23 protein-coding genes are annotated in these 22076 nt (G+C 58.3%); 8 read left to right on the top strand and 15 right to left on the bottom strand.

What is annotated here, in order from left to right; translation table 11 throughout:
• The first annotated feature begins 144 nt into the window (after positions 1-144).
• From HQN82_RS21225 to HQN82_RS21210, 4 genes are all read left to right on the top strand, one after another.
• Positions 145-2166: a hypothetical protein gene (locus HQN82_RS21225; RefSeq protein WP_173615850.1), complete on the top strand. Its 2022-nt coding sequence runs from the start codon at positions 145-147 to the stop codon at positions 2164-2166.
• Positions 2167-2234: 68 nt separating this feature from the next.
• The gene (locus HQN82_RS21220) at positions 2235-4442 is read left to right on the top strand and encodes a type I secretion system permease/ATPase (RefSeq protein WP_173615849.1); all 2208 of its coding nucleotides are present in this window, start codon (positions 2235-2237) and stop codon (positions 4440-4442) included.
• 8 nt (positions 4443-4450) lie between these two features.
• Complete coding sequence (locus HQN82_RS21215) at positions 4451-5809, top strand: HlyD family type I secretion periplasmic adaptor subunit (RefSeq protein WP_173615848.1); 1359 nt, start codon at positions 4451-4453, stop codon at positions 5807-5809.
• An 85-nt stretch (positions 5810-5894) separates the two neighbouring features.
• Complete coding sequence (locus tag HQN82_RS21210; RefSeq protein WP_004438593.1) at positions 5895-6389, top strand: hypothetical protein; 495 nt, start codon at positions 5895-5897, stop codon at positions 6387-6389.
• Here HQN82_RS21210 and HQN82_RS21205 read toward each other — a convergent pair.
• The 5 genes from HQN82_RS21205 to HQN82_RS21190 form a co-directional block, all read right to left on the bottom strand.
• Positions 6386-7654, bottom strand: coding sequence for an O-antigen ligase family protein (locus HQN82_RS21205; protein WP_173615847.1), 1269 nt, complete (start codon positions 7652-7654; stop codon positions 6386-6388). The genes HQN82_RS21210 and HQN82_RS21205 overlap by 4 nt on opposite strands.
• 7 nt (positions 7655-7661) lie before the next feature.
• Positions 7662-8918 carry a polysaccharide biosynthesis/export family protein gene (locus tag HQN82_RS21200; protein WP_173615846.1) on the bottom strand — a complete coding sequence of 419 codons (1257 nt, stop codon included), beginning with the start codon at positions 8916-8918 and terminating at the stop codon, positions 7662-7664.
• A 184-nt stretch (positions 8919-9102) separates the two neighbouring features.
• The gene (locus HQN82_RS21195) at positions 9103-9783 is read right to left on the bottom strand and encodes a sugar transferase (protein WP_173615845.1); all 681 of its coding nucleotides are present in this window, start codon (positions 9781-9783) and stop codon (positions 9103-9105) included.
• Positions 9784-10134: 351 nt separating this feature from the next.
• Positions 10135-10311, bottom strand: coding sequence for a hypothetical protein (locus HQN82_RS25485; protein WP_210259561.1), 177 nt, complete (start codon positions 10309-10311; stop codon positions 10135-10137).
• A gap of 89 nt (positions 10312-10400) precedes the next feature.
• Positions 10401-10949 (bottom strand): cupin domain-containing protein, encoded by a 549-nt coding sequence (locus tag HQN82_RS21190; protein ID WP_004438580.1) that lies wholly within the window; start codon positions 10947-10949, stop codon positions 10401-10403.
• A 146-nt stretch (positions 10950-11095) separates the two neighbouring features.
• Between HQN82_RS21190 and aptA the strand changes: the two genes are divergently transcribed.
• The gene (gene aptA, locus HQN82_RS21185) at positions 11096-12430 is read left to right on the top strand and encodes an omega-aminotransferase AptA (RefSeq protein WP_173615844.1); all 1335 of its coding nucleotides are present in this window, start codon (positions 11096-11098) and stop codon (positions 12428-12430) included.
• 211 nt (positions 12431-12641) lie between these two features.
• Here aptA and HQN82_RS21180 read toward each other — a convergent pair whose 3' ends face one another.
• The 6 genes from HQN82_RS21180 to HQN82_RS21155 all read right to left on the bottom strand — a co-directional run bounded on the left by HQN82_RS21180 (position 12642) and on the right by HQN82_RS21155 (position 17017).
• Positions 12642-13568 carry a homocysteine S-methyltransferase family protein gene (locus tag HQN82_RS21180; RefSeq protein ID WP_107340100.1) on the bottom strand — a complete coding sequence of 309 codons (927 nt, stop codon included), beginning with the start codon at positions 13566-13568 and terminating at the stop codon, positions 12642-12644.
• A gap of 17 nt (positions 13569-13585) precedes the next feature.
• Positions 13586-14275, bottom strand: coding sequence for an ABC transporter permease (locus HQN82_RS21175; RefSeq protein ID WP_037091118.1), 690 nt, complete (start codon positions 14273-14275; stop codon positions 13586-13588).
• A 12-nt stretch (positions 14276-14287) separates the two neighbouring features.
• Positions 14288-15010 carry an ABC transporter permease gene (locus tag HQN82_RS21170; RefSeq protein WP_173615843.1) on the bottom strand — a complete coding sequence of 241 codons (723 nt, stop codon included), beginning with the start codon at positions 15008-15010 and terminating at the stop codon, positions 14288-14290.
• Between the two features lie 19 nt (positions 15011-15029).
• Positions 15030-15803, bottom strand: a complete 774-nt coding sequence (locus HQN82_RS21165; protein WP_173615842.1) for a transporter substrate-binding domain-containing protein — start codon at positions 15801-15803, stop codon at positions 15030-15032.
• Positions 15804-15826: 23 nt separating this feature from the next.
• Positions 15827-16606, bottom strand: coding sequence for an ABC transporter ATP-binding protein (locus HQN82_RS21160; RefSeq protein WP_142186488.1), 780 nt, complete (start codon positions 16604-16606; stop codon positions 15827-15829).
• A 210-nt stretch (positions 16607-16816) separates the two neighbouring features.
• Positions 16817-17017 (bottom strand): hypothetical protein, encoded by a 201-nt coding sequence (locus tag HQN82_RS21155; protein ID WP_173615841.1) that lies wholly within the window; start codon positions 17015-17017, stop codon positions 16817-16819.
• A gap of 369 nt (positions 17018-17386) precedes the next feature.
• Between HQN82_RS21155 and HQN82_RS21150 the strand changes: the two genes are divergently transcribed.
• The 3 genes from HQN82_RS21150 (at position 17387) to HQN82_RS21140 (ending at position 18675) form a co-directional block, all read left to right on the top strand.
• A complete protein-coding gene (locus HQN82_RS21150) occupies positions 17387-17914 on the top strand; it encodes a DUF4142 domain-containing protein (RefSeq protein WP_173615840.1) in 528 nt (175 codons plus the stop codon).
• 176 nt (positions 17915-18090) lie between these two features.
• Positions 18091-18258, top strand: a complete 168-nt coding sequence (locus HQN82_RS21145; RefSeq protein WP_173615839.1) for a hypothetical protein — start codon at positions 18091-18093, stop codon at positions 18256-18258.
• Positions 18259-18372: 114 nt separating this feature from the next.
• Positions 18373-18675, top strand: a complete 303-nt coding sequence (locus HQN82_RS21140; protein WP_022563640.1) for a DUF982 domain-containing protein — start codon at positions 18373-18375, stop codon at positions 18673-18675.
• Between the two features lie 163 nt (positions 18676-18838).
• Here HQN82_RS21140 and HQN82_RS21135 read toward each other — a convergent pair whose 3' ends face one another.
• The 4 genes from HQN82_RS21135 to HQN82_RS21120 form a co-directional block, all read right to left on the bottom strand.
• Entirely contained in the window at positions 18839-19624 is a 786-nt protein-coding gene (locus tag HQN82_RS21135; protein ID WP_173615838.1) for a L,D-transpeptidase, read from the bottom strand.
• Positions 19625-19643: 19 nt separating this feature from the next.
• Positions 19644-20699, bottom strand: coding sequence for a L,D-transpeptidase family protein (locus HQN82_RS21130; RefSeq protein WP_035211054.1), 1056 nt, complete (start codon positions 20697-20699; stop codon positions 19644-19646).
• 190 nt (positions 20700-20889) lie between these two features.
• Complete coding sequence (locus tag HQN82_RS21125) at positions 20890-21675, bottom strand: SDR family oxidoreductase (RefSeq protein WP_173615837.1); 786 nt, start codon at positions 21673-21675, stop codon at positions 20890-20892.
• A complete protein-coding gene (locus tag HQN82_RS21120) occupies positions 21672-22070 on the bottom strand; it encodes a hypothetical protein (protein WP_173615836.1) in 399 nt (132 codons plus the stop codon). The genes HQN82_RS21125 and HQN82_RS21120 overlap by 4 nt, the downstream gene beginning before the upstream one ends.
• Positions 22071-22076: the final 6 nt, after the last annotated feature.

The following is a 22076-nucleotide window of genomic DNA, read 5'->3' as shown; positions in this document are numbered from 1 at the left end:
ATCTCTTGACGAAAAGAGCTGCACCGGCGTCCGCCGGTGCAGTTTGCGGTTCATGGACAGGCCTGGCGACAAAGAAGCACCGCTTTCAAGACGTGTGCCGCCCGACATCTGTGACGTGCCGCAATGATCGGGGAGGGACCTCCAATGCATATCGACAAGATTTCAGACATGATCGCGCATTTCATCGGCCTGTTCGACACGATGGCCGAAGAAGCGCGTCTGCGAAACAACTATAGTGAAGGCCCCGCACGTTCCGGGCCTGAGCAACTGCCGGAAGAGGAAGCAGCAAGGCTGCTCGACAAGAACTATGACGTTGCACTTCAGGACTACGATCCTGGCGTCAAGTACCATGCCGGCTATTACGACTTCGATTATCTGCCGCCGCATTTCGCACGCACGGTCGAACATGACATGCAGCAGTTTGCGAATTCGATACCGGTCGATATTTCCGCTGCGAATTTCCGCTTTCCAGGTCGCCTTTCCTTCGAGGACGAACGTGAGCTGGTAATTCATACCGGCCCAGGCTCGGTTGTCGCCCATGTCGCGCAGGTGAATATTCTTCAGGACGATGATTATCTGAATATGACGGACGGCCCCAACGTGGCCCGCGACACCAGCTTCGTCACTGAACGTACAGTCGAATTCTACAACGAAGCGTCCGTTTTCACCCCTTTTTCCGGTTTCCAGCGCACCGACAGCTATGATGCGCTGCAGGCTCTCGCCAAGACCGCGCATGATTATATCGAGCACGCCCGAGACAACGACGTTACCTCACTCGGGACCGGCGCAGATCAGGATTTCGTCCTGGCCGGCAACGACATCAATGGTCTTTATATCAATGGCGTTGCCGCCGCTGAGAAGCCGGCGCTGGACGACTACATGCCGGATCGCGGCATTGCCAAGCCTCCGGAAGAACCGGAACGAAGTGACGTTGCGCTGCATGAAGAAAGTCCCGCCGGCAACAGTCTCGATGTGGCCGCAGGCGCCAATGTCGTCGCCAACGTCGCCACATTGGTCAACACCGCCGTCATGACCTCCGTCACCGCCGTGATGGGCGACTACCACCAGATCGACGCGATCACCCAAGCCTATGTCTATAGCGACAGGGATGAAATCGCTTCCGTTTTCACCCGTTCCGAAGATCAGGTCGATACGGCCGCCTATAACATCGCCAATTTCGAACGCAGCGTTTTCCCCGGCGCGGAAAATACGGCTACGGAGAGCCCTGAAACCGGCGAAATGCCGATTTTCCCCACCGCGTGGCGCGTCAGCGTATTGGAGGGTGACGTTTCCTTCGTGCATTGGATCGAACAATACCAGTTCGTCAGCGACAACGACACGATGATGATCACGACCTCCGGTGCGAGCGTCAGTCTTTTGACAGGGGGAAATGCCGCACTCAATATTGCGAATTTCCTCGGCATCGGAATGCAGTACGACCTCATCATCGTTGGCGGCAATGTGCTGGACATGAACCTCATCAGCCAGATCGCCGTGCTTTACGACAATGACTGGGCCCGCGCCAATCCCGATGCACCGGGAGGCGCCACTATTCAATCCGGCAACAATCTCCTTTGGAATGATGCCTCCATCTATAACGTCGGGTCCAACGACCGTTTCGAAACGATGCCCGACTACATGGCGCAGACGGTGTCCGCGATCAATGAGCGCGATCCGAACATGCCGGATGCACTTGCGCATGACAGCAATTTTGCCGGCTATCAGGGACTGAACGTGCTCTACATCACCGGCAATCTCTACGATGTCAGCATCATCAAGCAGGTGAGTGTGCTCGGCGATTCCGACGACGTTACCCAGGCCGCTGCCAAGGTGCTCGAAAACAACGAGAATACCGACGTCCATATCGATACCGGCAGCAATGCCGTCATCAATCTCGCGCAGATCATTGATTACGACAGCTTCGGTTCCACCACCTATGTTGCCGGCGGCGTTTATTCCGACGCCATTCTGATACAGGGCGGCATCATCGAAAACGATACGTCGCAGCCGGCGCAACCGGGCCAACTTGCCAACGAGGTCATCGCCTTTCTTCACGACGATCCCGCCACCATCGAAAACGAATCCGACGGCGTCATCAATGCCGGGCACGACCTGTCGTGGTCCAATGCTCACTCATCCGACGTCATGCAAGCGGTCACCGCGTAGGTTTTGCCGGCGGTAGTTCCGCCTGCGTAACCGCAAAAGCCGCAAGATCACCGAGGGGACCGATAAAAATGGATCATATTTCAAGAAGAACGATTGCGGATGGACGCTCGCTGGATTTACCGCTGGATCAGGACGCGGAAGACAGCAAGCTGACGGACGCCTGTATCTCAGCCATCAATGAAGCCGTAGAGAACCTTCGCCAGTTGTCGGGTGCGGAACAGATCGCTAGGGCAACCCCGCCCTCTCCGGAGGTGGCCCCACAGCCCTCGCCTACGACTCCGCAATCCGGCACATTGCGGGATATGCCAGCGGGAAACCCCGCACCACAGCAGGAGCCACACCCCGCGTCGCGACCTGCCCCCAAAGCCAAGATCGACAATGCAGAACTGAAGAGCGCGCCCGACCTCCCCTTCGTCAAGACTATCGACAACAATGACGGTCCGATCCGTGAAAACGAACGCCGCCCGGCGACGGGCGGTGGCGGCGATGGCAAGGAGCCAACGGGCAATGGCGGCGGTGGCGGCGGCGGTGGCAGCAGCCAGAGCGGCTTTCATAAACGCAGCGAACCCATCAATTTCGCTGCAAGCCTTGCCAAGGGTATCGCCGCGGTACGCCGCAACATGATTGTGGTGATGCTGTTCACCGTCGCCATCAACGTCCTGCTTCTCGCCATACCCCTTTATCTGTTTCAGATTTCGGACCGCGTGCTGACGAGCCGCTCGATGGATACGCTCGTGATGCTGACGGTCGCGGTTCTCGGAGCGGTACTGCTGCAGGCTTTCATGGATGCCATCCGCCGCTTCATCCTGATGCGTACCGCTGTGGAGCTCGAGGTCCAGCTCGGCGCTCCCATCCTGTCTGCCGCCGCACGAGCCTCCCTGCATGGCAGCGGCAAGGATTACCAAATATTGCAGGATTTACAGCAATTGCGCTCATTCCTCACCTCGGGAACCCTTATCGCTTTTCTCGATGCGCCGCTGATGCCGCTCTTCATCGTGGTGGTTTATCTGGTCCATCCGCATCTCGGTATTATCATCATGGTCTGCTGCGCCGTGCTGTTCACCATCGCCTGGCTGAACCAGCGCTTCACCGCACGGCAATTCTCCGAAGCCTCGGGTTATCTAAGCCGCGCCAATTTCCATCTCGATTCCATGTCGCGCAATTCGCAGATCATCAACGCGCTCGCCATGATCCCCGAAGCGGTAAAAATGTGGGGCCGCGAAACGGCGGGCTCGCTGAAATCGCATGTGGCCGCACAGGATCGAAACATCATGTTCTCTGGCGTGTCCAAGGCCGCGCGTATGATCACACAGGTTGCGCTTCTCGGCTGGGGCGCGCATCTTTCGCTCTCCGGCGAGCTGACAGGCGGCATGGTGATTGCGGCCTCCATCGTCTCGGGCCGTGCGCTCGCGCCCATTGAAGGAGCGATCGAGGGCTGGCACCAGTTCAACAAATCGGCCGCCTCCTATGGCCGCATCAAGCAGCTCCTCATCAGCTCACCGCTCAATTTCCCACGCCTGCGCCTTCCCAATCCGGAAGGACGCCTGGATGTTGAGCGCATTCTCTTCGTACCGCCGCCGCAGAAGAAAGTGATCCTGAACGGCATCTCTTTTTCGCTGAAAAAGGGTGAATCGCTTGCCATCATCGGCAATTCCGGCTCCGGCAAGACGACGCTGGGCAAAATGCTGGTCGGATCCATCCTGCCTACATCGGGCAATGTCCGTCTCGATCTCATGGACCTGCGCAACTGGGACCAGCGGCAGTTCGGGGAAAGCATCGGTTATCTGCCACAGGACGTGCAATTGTTCCCAGGCACCATCAAGGCCAATATCTGCCGCATGCGCGACGATATAGAGGACAGGCAAATCTATGAGGCCGCAGTGCTGGCCGACGTTCACGAGTTGATCGCCGGTTTCCCGCAGGGTTATGAAACCGTGGTCGCCGCCGATGGCGCACCGCTTTCCGGCGGGCAGAAACAGCGTATCGCACTTGCTCGGGCCTTCTTCGGCGATCCCAAATTCGTGGTGCTGGACGAACCGAACTCAAACCTCGACACCCAGGGTGAGCAGGCCCTGGCCAAGGCTCTGCTGCACGCCAAAAGACAGGGCATCACCACTGTCACAATCACCCAGCGGCCGGCGCTTCTGCAATGCGTCGACAAGATCATGGTGCTGAAGGACGGGTCGGTCGCCATGTTCGGCGAAAGGATGGACGTGCTGAAAGCGCTCTCCGGCAATGGCCGCCAGGCCAGCCAGTCCCCGCAGATCGAGGGTTGAGGATCGTCATGTTCAGGAAAAAGAACGCCATTGCCGAAGTCAAACCACAGGGTCAGCTGGAATGGTACAGCGAGGTACCGCGCTCAATCCGCCTGCACAGCTCGATCGGTCTTGCTGTGCTGCTCGCCTCCTTCGGCGGGTTCGGCTACTGGGCTGGCACCGCGCCGCTCTCCTCCGCCATCATCGCCCAGGGCAGCTTCGTCGCCACCGGCAATAACAAGGTCGTGCAGCATCTGGAAGGTGGCATCATCAAGGAGATGATGGTCAGCGAAGGCGACACGGTCAAGGCAGGCGACGTGCTGCTCACACTCGACAAGACGACGGCGCTCGCCAACGAACGCATGTTGCAGCTGCGGCGGCTTAGGCTTGAGACCATCGTCACGCGCCTGCGCGCCGAAGCGCAGGGTGCAAAGAGCTTCAAGGTGCCCGACATCGTCATGAAGGAAGCCGGCGATCCGGATATCAACGCCATCATCCAGAGCCAGAACATCGTGTTCCACAGCAAACTCATCAAGCTCGAAGAGCAGTTGAACCTGATCGAGAAGAACATCAGGTCGCTGGAGTTTCGTTATGCGGGTTATGACGGGCAGAAGCAGTCCTTCGACCGGCAACTCGCGCTTCTCACACAGGAACGCGATTCCAAGGAGAGGCTCGCCAAGGATGGCGTCATCCGCAAGACCGACATGCTGGCGCTGGAGCGCGCCATTGCCGATGCGATGGGGGACATTGCCCGTCTGAGCGGCGAAATGAACCAGAGCGAAGCGGAAATCGCCAAATTCAAGCAGGAAGCGATCATTGCAGTCAACGCCAACAAGCAGGCGGCGCTTGACGCGCTGGAGACGGCGGAGTCCGATCTTGACAGCGTGCGCGAACAGGTCCGTGGGGCCGCCGAAGTGCTGGAGCGCACCGTCATCCGCTCCCCCGTGAACGGAACTGTCGTGCGCGCCTATTATCACACGCCCGGCGGCGTCATCACGACAGGCAAACCGATCATGGAAATCCTGCCGGCCCATGTTCCGCTGATCCTCGAGGCGCAGGTGCTCAGAACCTCGATTGACCAACTGCACGAGGGCCAGACGGCAGCGATCCGTCTTTCAGCGCTCGACCGCCGCACCACGCCGGTCCTGAACGGCAAGGTTTTTTACGTTTCCGCCGACAGCATCGAGGAGAACGCCGGTCTGCAGGTCAAGGATGTCTATATCGTGCGCGTGCAGGTGCCCGATGAAGAAATCGCCAAGGTCCATAATTTCCACCCCGTGCCAGGCATGCCGGCCGACGTATTGATCCAGACTTCGGAGCGTACTTTCTTCGAATATCTGACCAAGCCGATCGCTGACAGCATGTCCCGTGCTTTCAAGGAAAGATGAAGAAATATCAGTAACCTACCCTGTCTTTTCCGCGACAGTCGGCATATGATATCGGAGGATGTTTTGTCGGGGCGGGAGAAGCGTCATGGCGGCGATGTCGGATGTATTGCTGCTGGTCGGCAGGCTGAACTATGTGTGGACCAACACCGAGAGCCTGATGATCTATCTGATCGTCCACCTTTTGAAAGTGGACAAGGAGGCTGCCATCGTTGTGTTCCTCACCCTCAATACCACGCGGGCGCGCATGGATCTCATCGAACGCCTGGCAAAGCTTCCCTCCACCGACGCGAAGGACCGGAAGACTGTCCTCTCCATCATGGCGCGGCTGAAGAGGGAAGCGAAGACACGCAACAAATACAATCACTGCATCTATTCTTTTGACGAAAAGGGCGATATCGCCAGCACCCAGCTGATGCGTCTGGTGGAAGATGACAGCCAGGTGCGCTACGGCAAGGTCGAGCGCATGGACGAAAAGGAAATCGGCCAGCTCGAAAAATCAATCGCCGACATTGTCGAGGTCAGTAAGGACATGTGGAGCTTCATTCACGCCAGTCCACACGTCTCGGCGGATTATCTCTAGGGTCTGGTCTGCAGCCTCATGCCGATCGCGGGGTGAGTCTCACCGTTCCGCGCCGCCTTTACCGGAAGGCAAAGTTTTCCGGCCGCGAAATAAAGCAGGAACGAACCGATCTGATAGGGGAAGATGATGTCAATCTCCACGAAGGATCGCACCACGAACAGCGCGCAAATCGCAAAAAGGATAACGCCCTGCGGGTCGCTTCGACGCATCAGCACCGATCTCAGATGCCCCAGCAGCGTGCCGTAAAGCACCATGCCCAACAGGATCATACCGACAAAGCCGTTTTCCACCACTGTCTCGATATAGGTATTGTGGAAATGGAAGCCGCTGCGGCCGGTGATGAAGAAGTCGTTCCACAACCGTTCGGCATCGGCAAAACCCGCGACCCAGAATCCCTGGTAGCCGACCCCCAGGATAGGAGCCTGCTTTGCAGCCTCTATGCCCTGCTGCCAGAGATAGGTTCGGCCGGTCAGCGTCGAATCCTTGCCGAAGATACCGAGAATGGCATCTAACAGACCGAATTGCAGCGAAGCCACCGCAAGCAGTGCTCCGAGACCGCCGAGAGCAAAAAACATCATTTTACGGTTTGCGGGCGAAAGCATCCCGATCGGGATAAAACCGATGATGAGGGCGACAACGGCCGCGGTGGTGATGGCGGAGGTGGCAGATTGGGATGCGATGAGACTATAGGCCGACAAGAGTCCCGTCACGCCTGCAATCGGCAGCCAGATGCCCCTTTGCTTGAGTACCAGCACAGACGAGGCAGCAAAAATGACGCCCAGCGACGCATAGAAACCGAGCTGGTTTTTGGATGAGAAAGCACCGACGAAGCTGTAGGTCCCATCAAGCGCGTCAAAAAGATAGATGCCGAACAGCAGCGAATAGAGCAGGACGACGCCTATGCCAATCAAAGCGCCCCGCGTCAGGGTGCGGATTGAAATCACGCGCATGGCAACCAGCGCGCAGACGATATGGGTAAGGTATTGAATGGAGGCGCGCATGGTTACAGACACCGCCTCCGACCAGAAGCTGGACAGGACGGTAAGAATGCCGAAGGCGAAAATCCACAGGTAACGTGGATAATTGCCGAGCACGCGCCGGTAGTCGACCGCCACCAACGGCAACCACATGCCATAATAGGCCAGAACCGAGACTTGCCCGAAACGCGACGAATAGGCGAAGACGAAGAATGACAGCGCAACGGCCGTCATTCCATAAATCTCATTGCGTTCGGGATCGATCAGCGCCGACTTGGCGATCCGCATTGAAACCTCACTGCATCAGGATTTCGGAAGAGACCTTGATGACGTCGCCAGGCTGAAGCAAGGCATTTTCATCGACCTTCAACTCCTTCGGCTTGCCGTTTTCCTCACGCACCACGACATAGCTTATCGTCGCGGACTTACCCGATGGATCGAAGCGGATCGCCTCGGCCGATTGCGCCAGTGCCTCCGACATCAATTCGCGACTGGTGGTCAGCTGCAGATTGAGCTTGTCGAGTTCCGCTTCCGTATCCTGCAACTCCTTGGAGCGCTGCGCCACCCAGTCGTTGCGCAGGTTGATCTCGTCCTGGGTTGCCTTGTTGATATCCTGTTTGGCGCGCAGAGACTGCGTGTCGATATCGAGGAGGGTGGATTCCACCTCGGCCGCACGTTCTTCTGCCGAAATGCGCCGCTGCGACAAGGCAAGGCCTTGCTGGTTCAGCCTGTTGACGCGGTCGCGGTCTTCATTGGCGAGTTGAAGCTGCCGGTTTTGCGTTTCGGACTTTTTCTTCAGGGATTCGACTTCGCTCTGCAAAAGCGCGTGCAAGTCCGTCAGCGCCTTGAGCTGAAGTGTATAACGCTCGGTCCGCGATTTCATCAGCGCGCTTTCGCTGGCGAGAAGCGTGTCGATCTCGGCGATCTTTTCCATCTCCGGCGTCTTTGTAATCGTCTGATCGCCCTTTACCTCGGCGATCAACCGCGCCTGGCGGGCAAGCAGCCTTGCCCGCTGATTATCATAAACGGCGGCGTCTCCACGTGCATTGATGAAGTCGCGGGCAAAACGCTGTCCGGCGTCGGACCTCCGCAAGCCGCCTGCAAGACTGACGGCCTTCAGTACCGTGATGTTGGGGGCATAGGGATATTCACCCGGTGTCTGCACATCGCCACTCAGAAAGATCGGCCGGAACTGGGCGATCTCCACGGAGGCCGAAGGCAGGTTGCGGAGGGCGAACTTGCTCTGGAGCTGAGCGCCGATCTGGTCGCTCACCTCGGAAGGCGTTTTGCCTGCGACGTCCAGCTGACCGATGAAGGGCAAGGACAGCGTACCGGCGGGCCCGACGGAATAGTCGCCGTTGATGACGTCCCAGTTGCGGATGCTGCCGTCGGCCGGTTGCCATTCGGCAACGCGGATACGCAGCTTGTCCGCTGTACCGAGCTTATATTGAGCGCCATCCGCAGCCATTGTGGAAAGCGGCGCGGAAAAAGCGACGGTAGCAGCAAGAACGAGGGCCACAAACGGGCGGTGGGCGGCGGAAAAGCCGTTCATCGGGAAACTCCCTGTTAGCGGATCGCCATACAAGCGATCAGGCCGTCGCGCGACCGGCAAGGCGGCGCCGCAAGAAGCGGCCGGTATGATTAGCACCAATGACGCACCCGAAGACCGGACTTGGGATCCCGGTCGGGGTGCGTGTCGAAGCGAAGATCGATATAGCCGAACTCAATATCGGTTTTCAGTAGCTTCCGCGTGACAGGCACACGGCGGGAATGGTCTTGACGATGATGAATACATCCTGCCGCATCGACCAGTTCTGGACATATTGTGTGTCGAAGGCAACGCGGGCCTTGTAAGACACGTCGTTACGGCCGCTGATCTGCCACAGGCCGGTCAGACCCGGGCGGGTGCTGAGATAATAGGCGGCAGCGCTTTCATAGTAGCTCAGCTCCTCGTCCACGACGGGACGCGGGCCAACCACACTCATTTCACCACGAAGGATGTTAATGAGCTGCGGCAGTTCATCAAGGGAGAGCTTGCGCAGCACGGCGCCCACGGCCGTAACACGCGGATCGTTCTTGAGCTTGCGGGTAGCCCGCCATTCCTCGGCGGCTTCCGGATTTGCGGCAAGATATTGCCGCAGAATCTCATCGCCATTCATCGCCATCGTCCTGAATTTCAGGCAATGGAAATAGCGGCCATTATGTCCCACACGACGGTGGCCATAAAAGATCGGACCAGGGTCGGACAACTTCACCAGAACGGCGATCAGAAGGAATATCGGGCTGAAGATGAGCAGCGCAAGAGCAGCCGATGTCATATCGAAGCTGCGTTTTGCGATGCCCCCGATAGGGAAACTGACATCGAAATCTTCGGAGCTGCTGAGTGTCTGTTCAGCCGATTGGGTCGCGGACTTCATAGAGAGAACTCCATTTATGTTTTGCGATTGGTCGGTGCCCGGAGGCGCGTCTTTCCGTCTAAAGGAGATAACAAGTCTGTGTTCGGAATTTGATGCTAATGGATTTTTTGTAAGGCACTTTGCCCGTAACCGTCTATGCGATTTCTTGCGTGAGCGGCCGATCAACGTCCGGGCAATATTAACGGTTGCATAAAAAAGCAACAAATGTGCTGGACGCCATGTCTTGAGAGCATGGGTGACGCCGTCGCATGTATTGGTTTTTGTGCAAGCGATGGCCTTTTCTTATGTGTTTCTTATAACTTGGCGAAATGAGACAGGAACGTTAAGAACAGCGCGGCTTATAACAGACTATTAAATTTTTTTGCGGCGCAGCAAGATTGTGGCAATGCATATAAAATTTGACATATCGGCCGGCAATTTTTTGCCCGCACCTGCACCTTGCCAAGAAAAAGCGATAGAAAAATCGCTAAAAGGCGGCAAAGGCGGCAAAAGAGTGGCGAGAAACTGCATTATTGTCATGGCAGCCACGCAAAAAACGCATAGCTGACGGCCTCTTTTTTTGAACGCAGCCCTTCGAGCCTGTCCTGGAGGTGGTTCCAGGCCCTAATTTGGGGGAATCAGAAGGTCGGCGGTGTGCAGGCGCTGATGACCTCACAGGCCACCGGTCCGACGCAGCGGAAGCGATGTGGCCTTCGGCTTTCGAAATAATAGGCATCACCCGGGCCGAGCACCCGCCTCTCCTCGTCCACCGTCACCTCCAGTCGCCCGGAGAGAATAATGCCGCCTTCTTCGCCATCATGGACCAAGGGCACCTTGCCGGTATCGGCGCCGGGCTGGTAGCACTCTTTCAATATCTGCAGGCTGCGGCCGAAGACATTCTCGCCCACTTGGCGAAACGAGATCGGGCCCTTGCCAATTTCAACCAGCTCGTCCGCCCGGTAAAAAGCCTTACGGCTCGTCTCCGGCTCAAAAGCGAAAAATTCGGCCAACCCTATCGGTATGCCATCCAGAATGCGTTTCAGCGCGCCCACGGAGGGGTTCGAGGTGTTCGATTCGATCAGAGAAATCGTCGAATTAGTGACACCAGCACGCCTTGCCAGTTCCCGTTGGGAAATATTGTGACGCAGCCGCAGATGGCGCAAACGTCCCCCTATATCCACCGACATCCCGTCGCCCCCGTTGCCGTTGTTCGAAATATCGAAAACCCGTCTTCACGCCTACAGTATTTTCAATCACTTCGCCACATGGAGAAAAGGGCTTGTTCAGTGAAGAAAATAGCTTTCAATCGTCGGCCATGAACAGGAGAACCGTGATGGACAACCCGAGCCGATCTAATTCCATATCGCTTGACAGCTACTGGATGCCTTTTACCGCCAACCGGCAGTTCAAGGCCAATCCCCGTCTGCTGGCGAGCGCCGAAGGCATGTATTACACCAGCAATGATGGCCGTCAGGTTCTCGATGGAACGGCTGGCCTCTGGTGCGTTAATGCCGGCCACGGACGCCAGCAGATTGCCTCCGCAGTGAAGCACCAGCTTTCCACTATGGATTACGCACCTTCATTCCAGATGGGTCACCCGGTCGCATTCGAATTTGCCGAACGGCTGGCGGAAATCGCCCCCGGCCCGGAAGGCGGCAAACTGGACCGCGTCTTCTACACTGGTTCGGGATCGGAATCGGTCGATACGGCGCTGAAAATCGCGATCGCCTATCAGCGCGCCATTGGCCAGGGGACGCGCAGCCGCCTCATCGGCCGCGAACGTGGGTATCACGGTGTCGGTTTCGGCGGCATTTCCGTGGGCGGCCTCGTCAACAACCGCCGCGTCTTCCCGCAAATCCCCGCCGACCATCTGCGTCACACCCACGATCTTACGAAGAACAGCTTCGTCAAGGGCCAGCCAGAGCACGGCGCCGAGCTTGCGGACGATCTGGAACGGTTGGTCGCCCTGCACGGTGCGGAAACCATCGCCGCCTGCATCGTGGAACCCGTGGCAGGCTCCACCGGGGTCCTCGTGCCACCGAAAGGCTATCTGGAACGCCTGCGCGCCATCTGCGACAAGCACGGCATTCTGCTGATCTTCGATGAGGTCATCACCGGTTTCGGACGCATGGGCTCGTCCTTCGCCAGCAATTACTTCGGCGTGACGCCCGATATCGTCACCACGGCGAAGGGGCTCACAAACGGAGCTATCCCCATGGGCGCGGTCTTCACCACCCGCAAGGTTCATGATGCCTTGATGCATGGCCCCGAAAGCCAGATAGAACTGTTCCATGGTTATACCTATTCTGGCCATCCCGTCGCCTGCGCCGCAGGCATCGCAACGCTGGACATCTATCGCGACGAGGGCCTCTTCACCCGCGCCTCCGAATTGCAAGACGCCTGGCACGATGCCATTCATTCGCTCAAGGGCTCGCCCAACGTCATCGACATCCGCACCATCGGTTTCATCGCCGGCATAGAACTCCAGCCGCGCGACGGCGCGATCGGCGCCCGTGCCTATGATGTCTTTGTGGATTGCTTCGAACGTGGCCTGCTCATTCGCGTCACCGGCGACATCATTGCTCTTTCACCGCCGCTGATCGCCGAAAAATCCCATTTCGACGACATCGTTTCCATTCTCGGCGACGCGCTGAAAAGAGCAGAATAACTGCATCTATCAAGAAGGCTGCAATCTAAATTGCAGCCTTTTTCACTTTTCTACCAGTAACATGGAAAGTTCCTGAACCGAGCGCAGGCCGCCCTCGCTCGTGGGACGCCCATATGTGCCTTGTCAGATCACCATGCGGCCGGGACCGGCGCTTGAGCTTGGCCAGGCGGCTGGCGATGGCACGCACCTTTTCGACAAGGGGGCTCTCTTTTCAGATCGTTCTGCCAGCGCCACGCCGGCGAAGCGTATCGGCAACCGTGTGGATATGCGCAGCGCCAATACCGCAACAGCCGCCGATCAGGGTGGCCCCCGCATCTGCCCAGGAGCAGGCGAAGCGGGAATAGACATCATCCGTCAGATCCGCTCTCGTGCCGTGCAGCCCCTCATTGGCGGCGGAGTCGCCCTGTTCCCCTTCGAAGGCATTGGCATAGACGCCAATATCCAGAGCAACACCCTTTTCTTTGAAGACGGCGGATGCGGTTTCCACGGCAGCCCTCATCACTTCCGGCTTGCTGCAGTTGAAGAGCAGCGCTGCGGCACCTGATCCGGCGGCCCATTCGGCGGCGGAGCGCACGGTCTCGCCGGAACGCAGCTTCGGCTCCGCACCGTTCACCTGAGCGGGTTCGTCGTTCAGCGTGAAGGAAATCCAGAAAGGCTTGCCCGTCTCGGCCACCGCCTGCCGCACCGCCTCACCTTCAGCGACAAGGCTCAGGGTCTCTCCGAGCCAGACATCCACATGTGGCTGAAGATTTTCGACCAGCACCTTCAGATAGTCCTGAACGCGAGAGGGATCGAAATTTTCTGGCTCGTAGGAACCAAAGATCGGAGGAAGCGAGCCGGCCACGGTCACGTTACGCTTCGAAGCCTCCGCCGCTTCACGCGCCAGGCGACCGGAAAGGGCGATCAGTGAAGCACCTTCTTTGTTGAACCGGTCTTCGCCGATATGAAAAGGGACCAGCGCATAGGAATTGGTGGTCACCACATCCGCGCCGGCCTCGATGAATTCCGCATGCACCTGGCGGACGATGTCCGGGGCGTTGATGAGCGCGAGTGCCGACCACTCGGGCTGCTTCAGCTCAGCGCCCAGCCGCTGCAATTCACGGCTCATGCCGCCGTCCAGAATACGAATATCGCTCATAAGAACTCCTTGATAGGCTATCGGCGCACCGGCACCTGCGCCTCGATGAAACCGAAGCAGCGGGCAATGATGGCAGTGAGGATGAGATAAAAAATCGTAACGACGAAAAGCGGCTCGTAGACCAGCAGCGTGTCCTGCCGCACCTTGTAGGCGACGGCGTAAAGATCCATGACTGTCACCGTGAACGCAAGCGGCGTGGCTTTCAGCTGCATCACCACTTCACCCGCGATCGTCGGCAGCGCCGCGCGGATCGCGCGCGGCAGCCAGATGCGGCGCGCCAGCGTGAAGCGGCTCATGCCGAAGGCCCTGCCCGCCTCGAGTTCGCCTTTCGGCACTCCCAGCAACGCACCACGAAGAACTTCGGCTTCATAGGCTGCGTAGTTCAGCGTGAAGCTGACCGCCGCAAAGAAGAAACCTTCGCGCAGCACCGGCCACAGAAAGCTTTGCCGCAGCCCCGGCACCATGGGCAAGAGCGACCCCACGCCGTAATAGAGCAGCCAGAGCTGTATCAGCAGCGGCGTGCCCCGAAAAAAGGTGCAATAACCACGTGCGAGAATCCGGGTCATTCGGCCGCCGCTGACCTGCGCGAAGGCAAGTCCGATGGCGAGAACGAAACCGCAGCAGACGGAGATCACGAGCAGGGCGATCGTCTGCCATGCGCCGGAGAGAAGAAGCGGCCAGTATTTCCCGACCCAGGAAAAATCCATCGCCAATCTCCCTCACGCCAGACTGGGCTGACCACGGCGCACGTGCCGTTCGATCTGCCTGAAGATGAAATTGGAGACGAGGGTGATCGCCAGATACATCAGGGCCGCAGCCATGAAGAACAGGAAATACTGCTTGGTACTTGCACCGGCGAGCCGGGTCGCGAGCGCCAGTTCCTGATACCCCACAACGGCGACAAGCGCACTGTCCTTGGTGACGGCGAGCCACAGGTTGGAAAGCCCCGGCAGGGCATTGGGCAAAAGCGCCGGCAGAACGACACGGCGAAACCGCAGGAGGGGAGACATGCCGAAAGCCCTTGCCGCTTCGATCTGGCCGCTGGGGATCGCCATTATCGCCCCGCGCAGCACTTCGGTCATGTAGGCGCCCTGCACGAAGCCCAGAACCGCCACTGCTGCTATGAAGCCGTTGACCTCGAGCACCGGCAATCCGGCCAGCTGCAGCAGGCGATTGAGCCCGTCGGTTCCGGCATAATAAAGCCCGACAATCAGGATCAGTTCCGGCACGGAGCGGATGAGCGTGGTGTAGAGATTGAGGACGGTTTCGAGCACGCGGTTGCCCGAAAGCTTGCCCAAGGCGCCCGACATGCCGATGACGATGCCGATGAGATAGGCCCCGGCCGAGATGGCAAGCGTCGCTGCAGCACCCGTCAACAGGGTGCCACCCCATCCCGGAGGATAGGGCGACAGAAGTTGCAACATTGTATCCAGACTTGCCATCTGCCGAACCCGACCCGGCTTACTTCGCGCCGTAGATATCGAAGCTGAAGTACTTCCTGGTGATCTCATCATATTTGCCGCTGGTGCGGACGGCGGCGATGGCGGCGTTCAGCTTCTGCTTCAGTTCGGTGTCGTCCTTGCGCACGCCACCCGAAACGCCAAGTCCGAGGATTTCCGGGTCGTCAGCGACATTGCCGGCATCCGCGCAGCAATCCTTGCCGGCATCGCTTTTCAGAAAAGTGTCGAGAACAAGTGAGTCACCAAAGACGTAATCGATACGACCCGCAGCCAGATCCTGAAACGCCTCATCCAGCGTCTGGTAGGTTTTTTCGTCGGCTACATCCTTGAAATATTTTGCATAATAGGCAGACTGAATGGTGGCGACCTGGATACCGATGGTCTTGCCTTTCACGTCTTCAGCCGTTGCCCCCGGCTTTCCGTCCTTGGCCCCGATCAGCTTGCTCGGGGTATTGTAATATTTGTCGGTGAAGCCAATCACCTTCTGGCGCTCCTGCGTGTTGGACATGGAAGACCAGATCACATCGAATTTCTTGCTCTCAAGCGCGGGAATGAGACCGTCCCAGGATAGCGCGACGATGGAGCATTTCTCCTTCATCTCGGCGCAGACGGCATCCATCAGGTCGATTTCCCAGCCCTGCCACTTGCCGCTGGCGTCCTGCGCGAAGAAAGGCGGATAGCTTTCGTTCATGACGCCGAAGCGGACGTCTGCGCTGGCGGAGAGAGCGGACAGTGCGAAAGCCGTACCGGCCAGCATTGAGGCGAAGAATTTCATTTAAATCTCCTGTTACGAAAAAATCAGCTCGCGAGCGCGCCGGTGAATTCCCGGCACCTTGCACTCAGAGGATTGCCGAAGACCCGTTCCGGCGGTCCTTCTTCTTCCACGCGGCCTTGATGCAGAAACATGACATGGCTCGACACATCGCGCGCAAAACGCATCTCATGTGTCACCAGAAGCATGGTGCGGCCTTCCTCGGCGAGATCACGGATCACCTTCAACACCTCGCCGACCAGCTCCGGGTCCAGCGCCGAGGTGGGTTCGTCGAACAACATCACCGCCGGCTCCACGCAGAGCGCGCGGGCTATGGCTGCCCTCTGCTGCTGACCGCCGGACAAGAACGCCGGATAAGCATCCTTCTTCGCGTAAAGCCCGACCTTGTGCAGCAGCGCTTCAGCCTTCTCGATGGCTTCCGCACGTTTCACGCCCATCACATGCACCGGGGCTTCTATGATGTTCTCAAGTACAGTGCGGTGGGCCCATAGATTGAAATTCTGAAAGACCATGCCAAGACCGGTGCGCAAACGCTCCACCTGGCGCCAGCTCTGCGGCATGGCCTTGCCGTCCCGACCGTACTTCACGGCCACTTCCTCGCCATTCACGATCACGCGGCCACGATCCGGAACTTCGAGAAAATTGACGCATCTGAGGAAGGTGCTCTTGCCGGAGCCTGAGGAGCCAATGACGGAAATGACGTCCCCTTTGTGCGCCTTGAGCGAAATACCTTTCAGAACCTCGTGAGAACCAAAGCTCTTGTGGATATCGTCAACCGCCAATGCGCAGGGAACGTCAGTCGTCATCAAAGGGTCCGGGTCATGTCAATAGCTGCGCACATCTAGCAAAATGCGCGTTTTCTGACGCGGAAATAACCGCTCTATTGCATCTCGGAAAGGAAAAAACATTCCTGCCAACGGAAAAGAAAGAAAATTGCGATCAACTGCCGATATCCGGCCACCGTTCTCCGCACAGCCTTACGGCGCAATCGGAGAGATATCACTGCGGAAATACCGCTATTGCGGGGATGCGCCGCGTCCTTCGGCCACGTCAACCGGCGGCGCCTGATTTTGCTGATCTCCTTTCACACCAAACTCGCATAACGCCAACCGGCGCATCGTCGCGAGCAACTCGAGGTCGATGGCTGCGCCATCATCCTTCAGCAGAAAATCCTGAAGAGTTTTGCGTATCGTCTTTTCCACGAGTTTGGCCTGCAACGTCTCATCTGATGTGAAACGGGCGGCCCACCGAACCAGAATTCGTCGTAGCAGACAATATTCGAAATTTGACGGATACAACATATGTGCATCTCCGCAAAAAAGCAGGCGGGAGCACATAGTAACCCTCAGTTACCACCGCCTACGAATTCGGTTGGTGGCAATGTATGAACCATAGCATCATTCGGATCGAAGTCGACCCGTGAATTCTGGCCCGTACAGAGTGCCCGCCTCGCATGGACATCATCCCGAGGCGATGCGTCAACTCCTGCAACCGGCAAAGCCGTTCAAGCGGGCTTTTCTTTCGCCCCGAGGAACATTTCTTGCCCATCACGGTTGGTGGTGCCTCAACCATCAGGAGGCTCAACAATGAAGACCATTCTTTCCCTCGCGTTCGCACTCGTCGCCGGAACTGCTTTGGCGCAATCCGCGACGGAATCCACTGGCGTCAATTCCGCACTCGGCGTCGCGCCAAAAACCGAGGATTTCATCTTGCAGGCCTCGGCAAGCGATATCTTCGAAATTGAATCAAGCAAACTCGCCCTCACCAAAGGAAACGAGGAAACCAAAGCCTTTGCGCAGCAAATGATCACCGAGCATGTGAAAACCAGTTCGGAACTGAAAACCCTCTTATCCGGCGGCAAGGTGAACGGGACACCGGTCACCGCTCTGACAGATGATCACAAGGAAGAGGTAGACGACCTCGCAAAACTCGACGGCAACGAATTCAGCGAAGAATATATCGATGACCAGGTCGATGCGCATGAAGACGCCGTTGATCTTTTCAAGCGCTACGCCGAAGGCGGCGATAATCCGGAGCTGAAGGCGTGGGCGGCAAAAACTCTACCGGCGCTCCAGCATCATCTGGAAATGGCCCAGGGCCTCGACAAAAACTAACGATAAATGGCTGCTGGTGATCTTTGTGTGTTGGAGAAGCTGGCGCGACACGGCTAGGCTCGCACCCAGACGTGCGAGTTGATCAGGCGGCGCGCCGGCGAAATTCTTCAGGCCGCATCCCGGCAGCAGAACTTCATAATCCTCCGCGCGTTCATCGCAAGAAGGACGGCTGAAAAATGAACGATGCGAACACCCGAAACTACACTATCGAACAGATTCAGGAAGTATATGCGTTGAGCTTGGTGCAGGCGGCAGAACTGTTTGAACGGTTTGCAGGTGATAAGGCGGCCATCGACAAAATGATGAAGCGCTGTCCGCACAGGGAGGATAAAGAACAACGCTAGGTGCCGACGCTTATCGGCGCAGCGAAAATTCGTGTTTCCGATCTTGATCCGGGGCGCCGCCGCCCCAATATTTTTCAGGCTTCTTGATCTGGTTGTTTAAGATTGGAGGTAAAGATGAACAGCCCGGAAGTTTTGTTTAGAGCACCTGTTCGGGTGCGCATGCAATGCGGCCTTGAGAGATCGTTTCTCAGCGTTTACGACGCCCTGGATTTTCTGGAAAACGAATGGCCGCTTCGCCGTGGTGAACGCTATAAGCGCGCCGTGCAAAAATGCCGCGCCGCGCTGTCCAGGCTCGAAGCCGCGGAAGTGGCACGGGAAGCATTTATCTCCGCCTGCCTTGAGGCGAGCATGCCTCTGGTTATGGCCGGTCCGGTCCATTTAGATGAAATGTTGCCCATGAGCCGCGCAGTCGGCTAGAGGCCTGTGCCAGAACACATTTCCTGGCTAAGTCCCGCTGTTCCGGCGGGGCACCGGTAGCGTGCTGCGTCGTTTACCTGCGAGGTACAACGCCATGAATGATACCGACAGCGGACCGCCCGACGCGGTTGGCCGCCGTTGCCGGCGGCCCACATCTCTTGGGTCAGTAGGTCTGCATCGGCTGTGACAAACCGTCACCGACCGCGCCGTTGCCATATTGCGCGACAGGCACGCCTCCCTGACCAATCGGCACACCCTGCTGTGCGGGACCGAGCGCTGTCACCACAATCGGCGTCCCATCGGGCACGCGATTGTAGAGATCGACTATGTCCTGGTTCAGCAGGCGAACGCAGCCCGAAGACACGGATTTGCCAATTGTCCACCATTCGGGCGAGCCGTGCAGACGATAGATCGTGTCCTTGCCATCCTTGAAGATATAAAGTGCACGCGCACCGAGCGGATTCTTGAGACCCGGCTCCATGCCGCCATTGCGGCTGCTATAAGGCTCCAGCTCCGGCTGACGGGCGATCATTTCGTCTGGCGGTGTCCAGCGCGGCCATTGCCGCTTGTACTGGATGACGCCGCGGCCCGACCACTCGAAGCCTGCGCGGCCGAGCCCCACGCCGTAACGCATTGCCTGCCCGTTTTCATAGGTCAGATAAAGGAAATGGTTTGCAGTATCGACCACGATCACGCCGGGGCGCTCGCCGGTAGGGTTCGCCACCATCTGCCGCAGGAACTGGCGCGGAATGCGCTTATAGGGAATTTCCGGCAGCGGGAACTGCTCGTCCGGTTTAGGGCCGTACATCAGCGCATACATCGGATCTTCCGCGGGAGCGGCCGGCCTCGCGGCTTCACGTGCCGTAGTGTTGCAACCCGCAAGTCCGGCAAGTGCCAAACCGCCTGCTCCAAGCAGGAAACCCCGCCGGGTCGTCATCGTCTCGTTCAATTGAAAAACCTCATTTACGTCATCTCACACTGGCAAAGGGATCTGCCAGCGCCGCCTCGGGGCGGCTTATAGGGTACTTCGTGCCGGAAACCTGCGATGCCATTGCCTTGGCGCCGCTCGATTTCAGTATGGCCCGGAAGCTCGGATGCATGCCGCCGTCTACATACGCGCTGAGGGGGGCGGAAGTTCCCTCGCTCATCGCCGCGGCAAGTTTTTGTTGCTCCTCGGCCAGCCTCGATGCCACCAGCGGGTCATTCTGGTTGACGGCCGGCGGGCAGGCTGCCAGTGGATCGGCAGGCTCGCCTTCGGCAAATTCACTATTGAAGACATAACGGCGGCCGCAGACGGAGACCTTGGGCTGGCGGCGCGTCACCTCGAAATAATCGTAACCTTCCTTCAGCGTCTTCCAGAAGGGCATGTTGGGATCGTTCCGGTGCGCCACCATGTTCCTTGCGGTCATGCGGAAGGGATAGGCCTGGACCTGGAAGCGGTCCTGCCCACCCTGCAGCGCACGCGCGACAATGGCATAGATCTCACCCACCTGCGCGTCTGTCATCGCGTAGCAGCCGGACGATGAACAGGCGCCGTGCACCATCAGCGCCTCGCCGGTATAGCCGAGCGCGGATTCCAGCCGGTTGGGATAACCGAGATTGAATGAGACATAATATTGCGAATTCGGGTTCAACATGCCGGCCGAGACATGATAAAAACCCTCCGGCGCCTGACGGTCTCCCGTTTTCATCTTCGGCCCGAGTTTTCCGGACCAGCGACACATGGGATATGTCTTCAGCAACGCATAATTGCCGGTCTTGTCGATCTTCCAGACCTCGAGCTCGCTCTCCTGCTTGAAGATACGGACGAGAACCGGGCTTTCCGGACGCATGCTTTTGGCTGACATCTGCGCCATCATCTTGGACGACAGCTTCGGCGGGTCTTTTTTCACGCTGTCGAGACCCATTGAGGTGCACGCGGCAAGGCTACCGCCGATCGCGATGACCGCAGCCAGTCTTGCCCCCGTCTTGAACTTTTGCCGTAACCCCGCCACCGCGAAGTTCAGCACAGCCTGCATACCCATGGATATTTCTGCCCGCCTGATTTGCCCGCCTTTCCGGCAGACGCTTAACTATCGAAGGTGGCCACAACACGGCAACCTCATCCATGGACAAAGTCTCGTGAACAGACGTTACCCTTTCGTTAATCATAGGGACACAAGCCCGTGATGGTCTCCGGGCATGACGCCGGAGAAGCATCTAGCGGAGAAGCATCTAGCGGAGAAGCCCCTGGCCGCCATCGATCCAGACCGGTGTGCCGGTCACGTGGCGGGACGCATCGGAGGCGAGAAAACCGATCAGCTCGGCGACATCCTCGCTCGTTCCCGCCACACCCCCCGTTACAGGAATATCTCCCGCTGGGAAGCGAACCGGCACCTCGGTTTTCTCCCGTGCGCGTATCTTCGTATTCTCGTCGATTGCCGTTTTGATCGCACCCGGGCACACTGCGTTGACACGGATGCGGTGCCGCCCAAGCTCCAGCGCCAGTTGCTGGGCCATGGCAAGCTGCCCTGCCTTTGTAACCGAATAGGCGGTCGCGCCGGGCGAAGTGAAGGTGCGGGTGCCGTTGATCGAGGAGACAATGACGATGGAACCGCCGCCTGCCGCCTTCAGATGTGGCACGCTGGCATGAACCGTGAGATAGGTGCCGCGGAGATTGATGCGTATCGTGTCGTCCCACTCCGAAGGTTTGAGTTCATCGATAGGCGCCCAGACACCGTTGACGCCAGCATTGGCCACCACGACGTCAAGGCGGCCAAAATCCTCCACCAGCGCTGCAACGGCGCTCCGCATGGCCTCCTCATCCGACACGTCGGCGATGAGAATTTTCGAGGCGCCGGAACGGGCGGTAATGTCGTCGGCAACGTCCTCCAGTTCGGATTGCGTGCGCCCGAGCAGCCCGAGCGAAAAACCCTGGCTGGAGAGATGAAGGGCGGCGGCGCGTCCGATACCTGAACCGGCCCCGGTCACAAGAGCGACTTTACGAACAGTCAATGTCATAGCCTCCCTTTTCGCGAGGCGATGGAGGTAACGGTCGCCGAGACGGGATCACTGGCCGGAAAGCTGTCCTCCAACCCCTCTTCCAGCTCCTCCTCCAGAACGTCACGGTCCCTCCCGGTCCGGGCGCTCGCCTGCACGCGCTCATCCTGCTCGCGCGTTCCATCATTCTGAGCCGTTCCAAGGCGGGAAAACTGCGAGGGTGCGTCGGCACCCTGGCGCGTTCCAAATGCGGTGAGTTGCACCATCACGGCGCTCGCCCGTTTAATCGCTTCCGCGTCGTCGATCCCTTCCAGGCCGTCGGCAAGGCGAACCGAAACGTGATCGCCGTCGCAGCCGGCAAACTCGACGGAGATAGATCCGTCATTGCGTTTTACATAAGTCGTCGAAAGTTGCATGACATG

This window comes from Agrobacterium pusense, assembly GCF_013285525.1.
Taxonomy (GTDB): Bacteria; Pseudomonadota; Alphaproteobacteria; order Rhizobiales; family Rhizobiaceae; genus Agrobacterium; species Agrobacterium pusense.
This window is presented reverse-complemented; position numbering and strand designations above follow the sequence as displayed.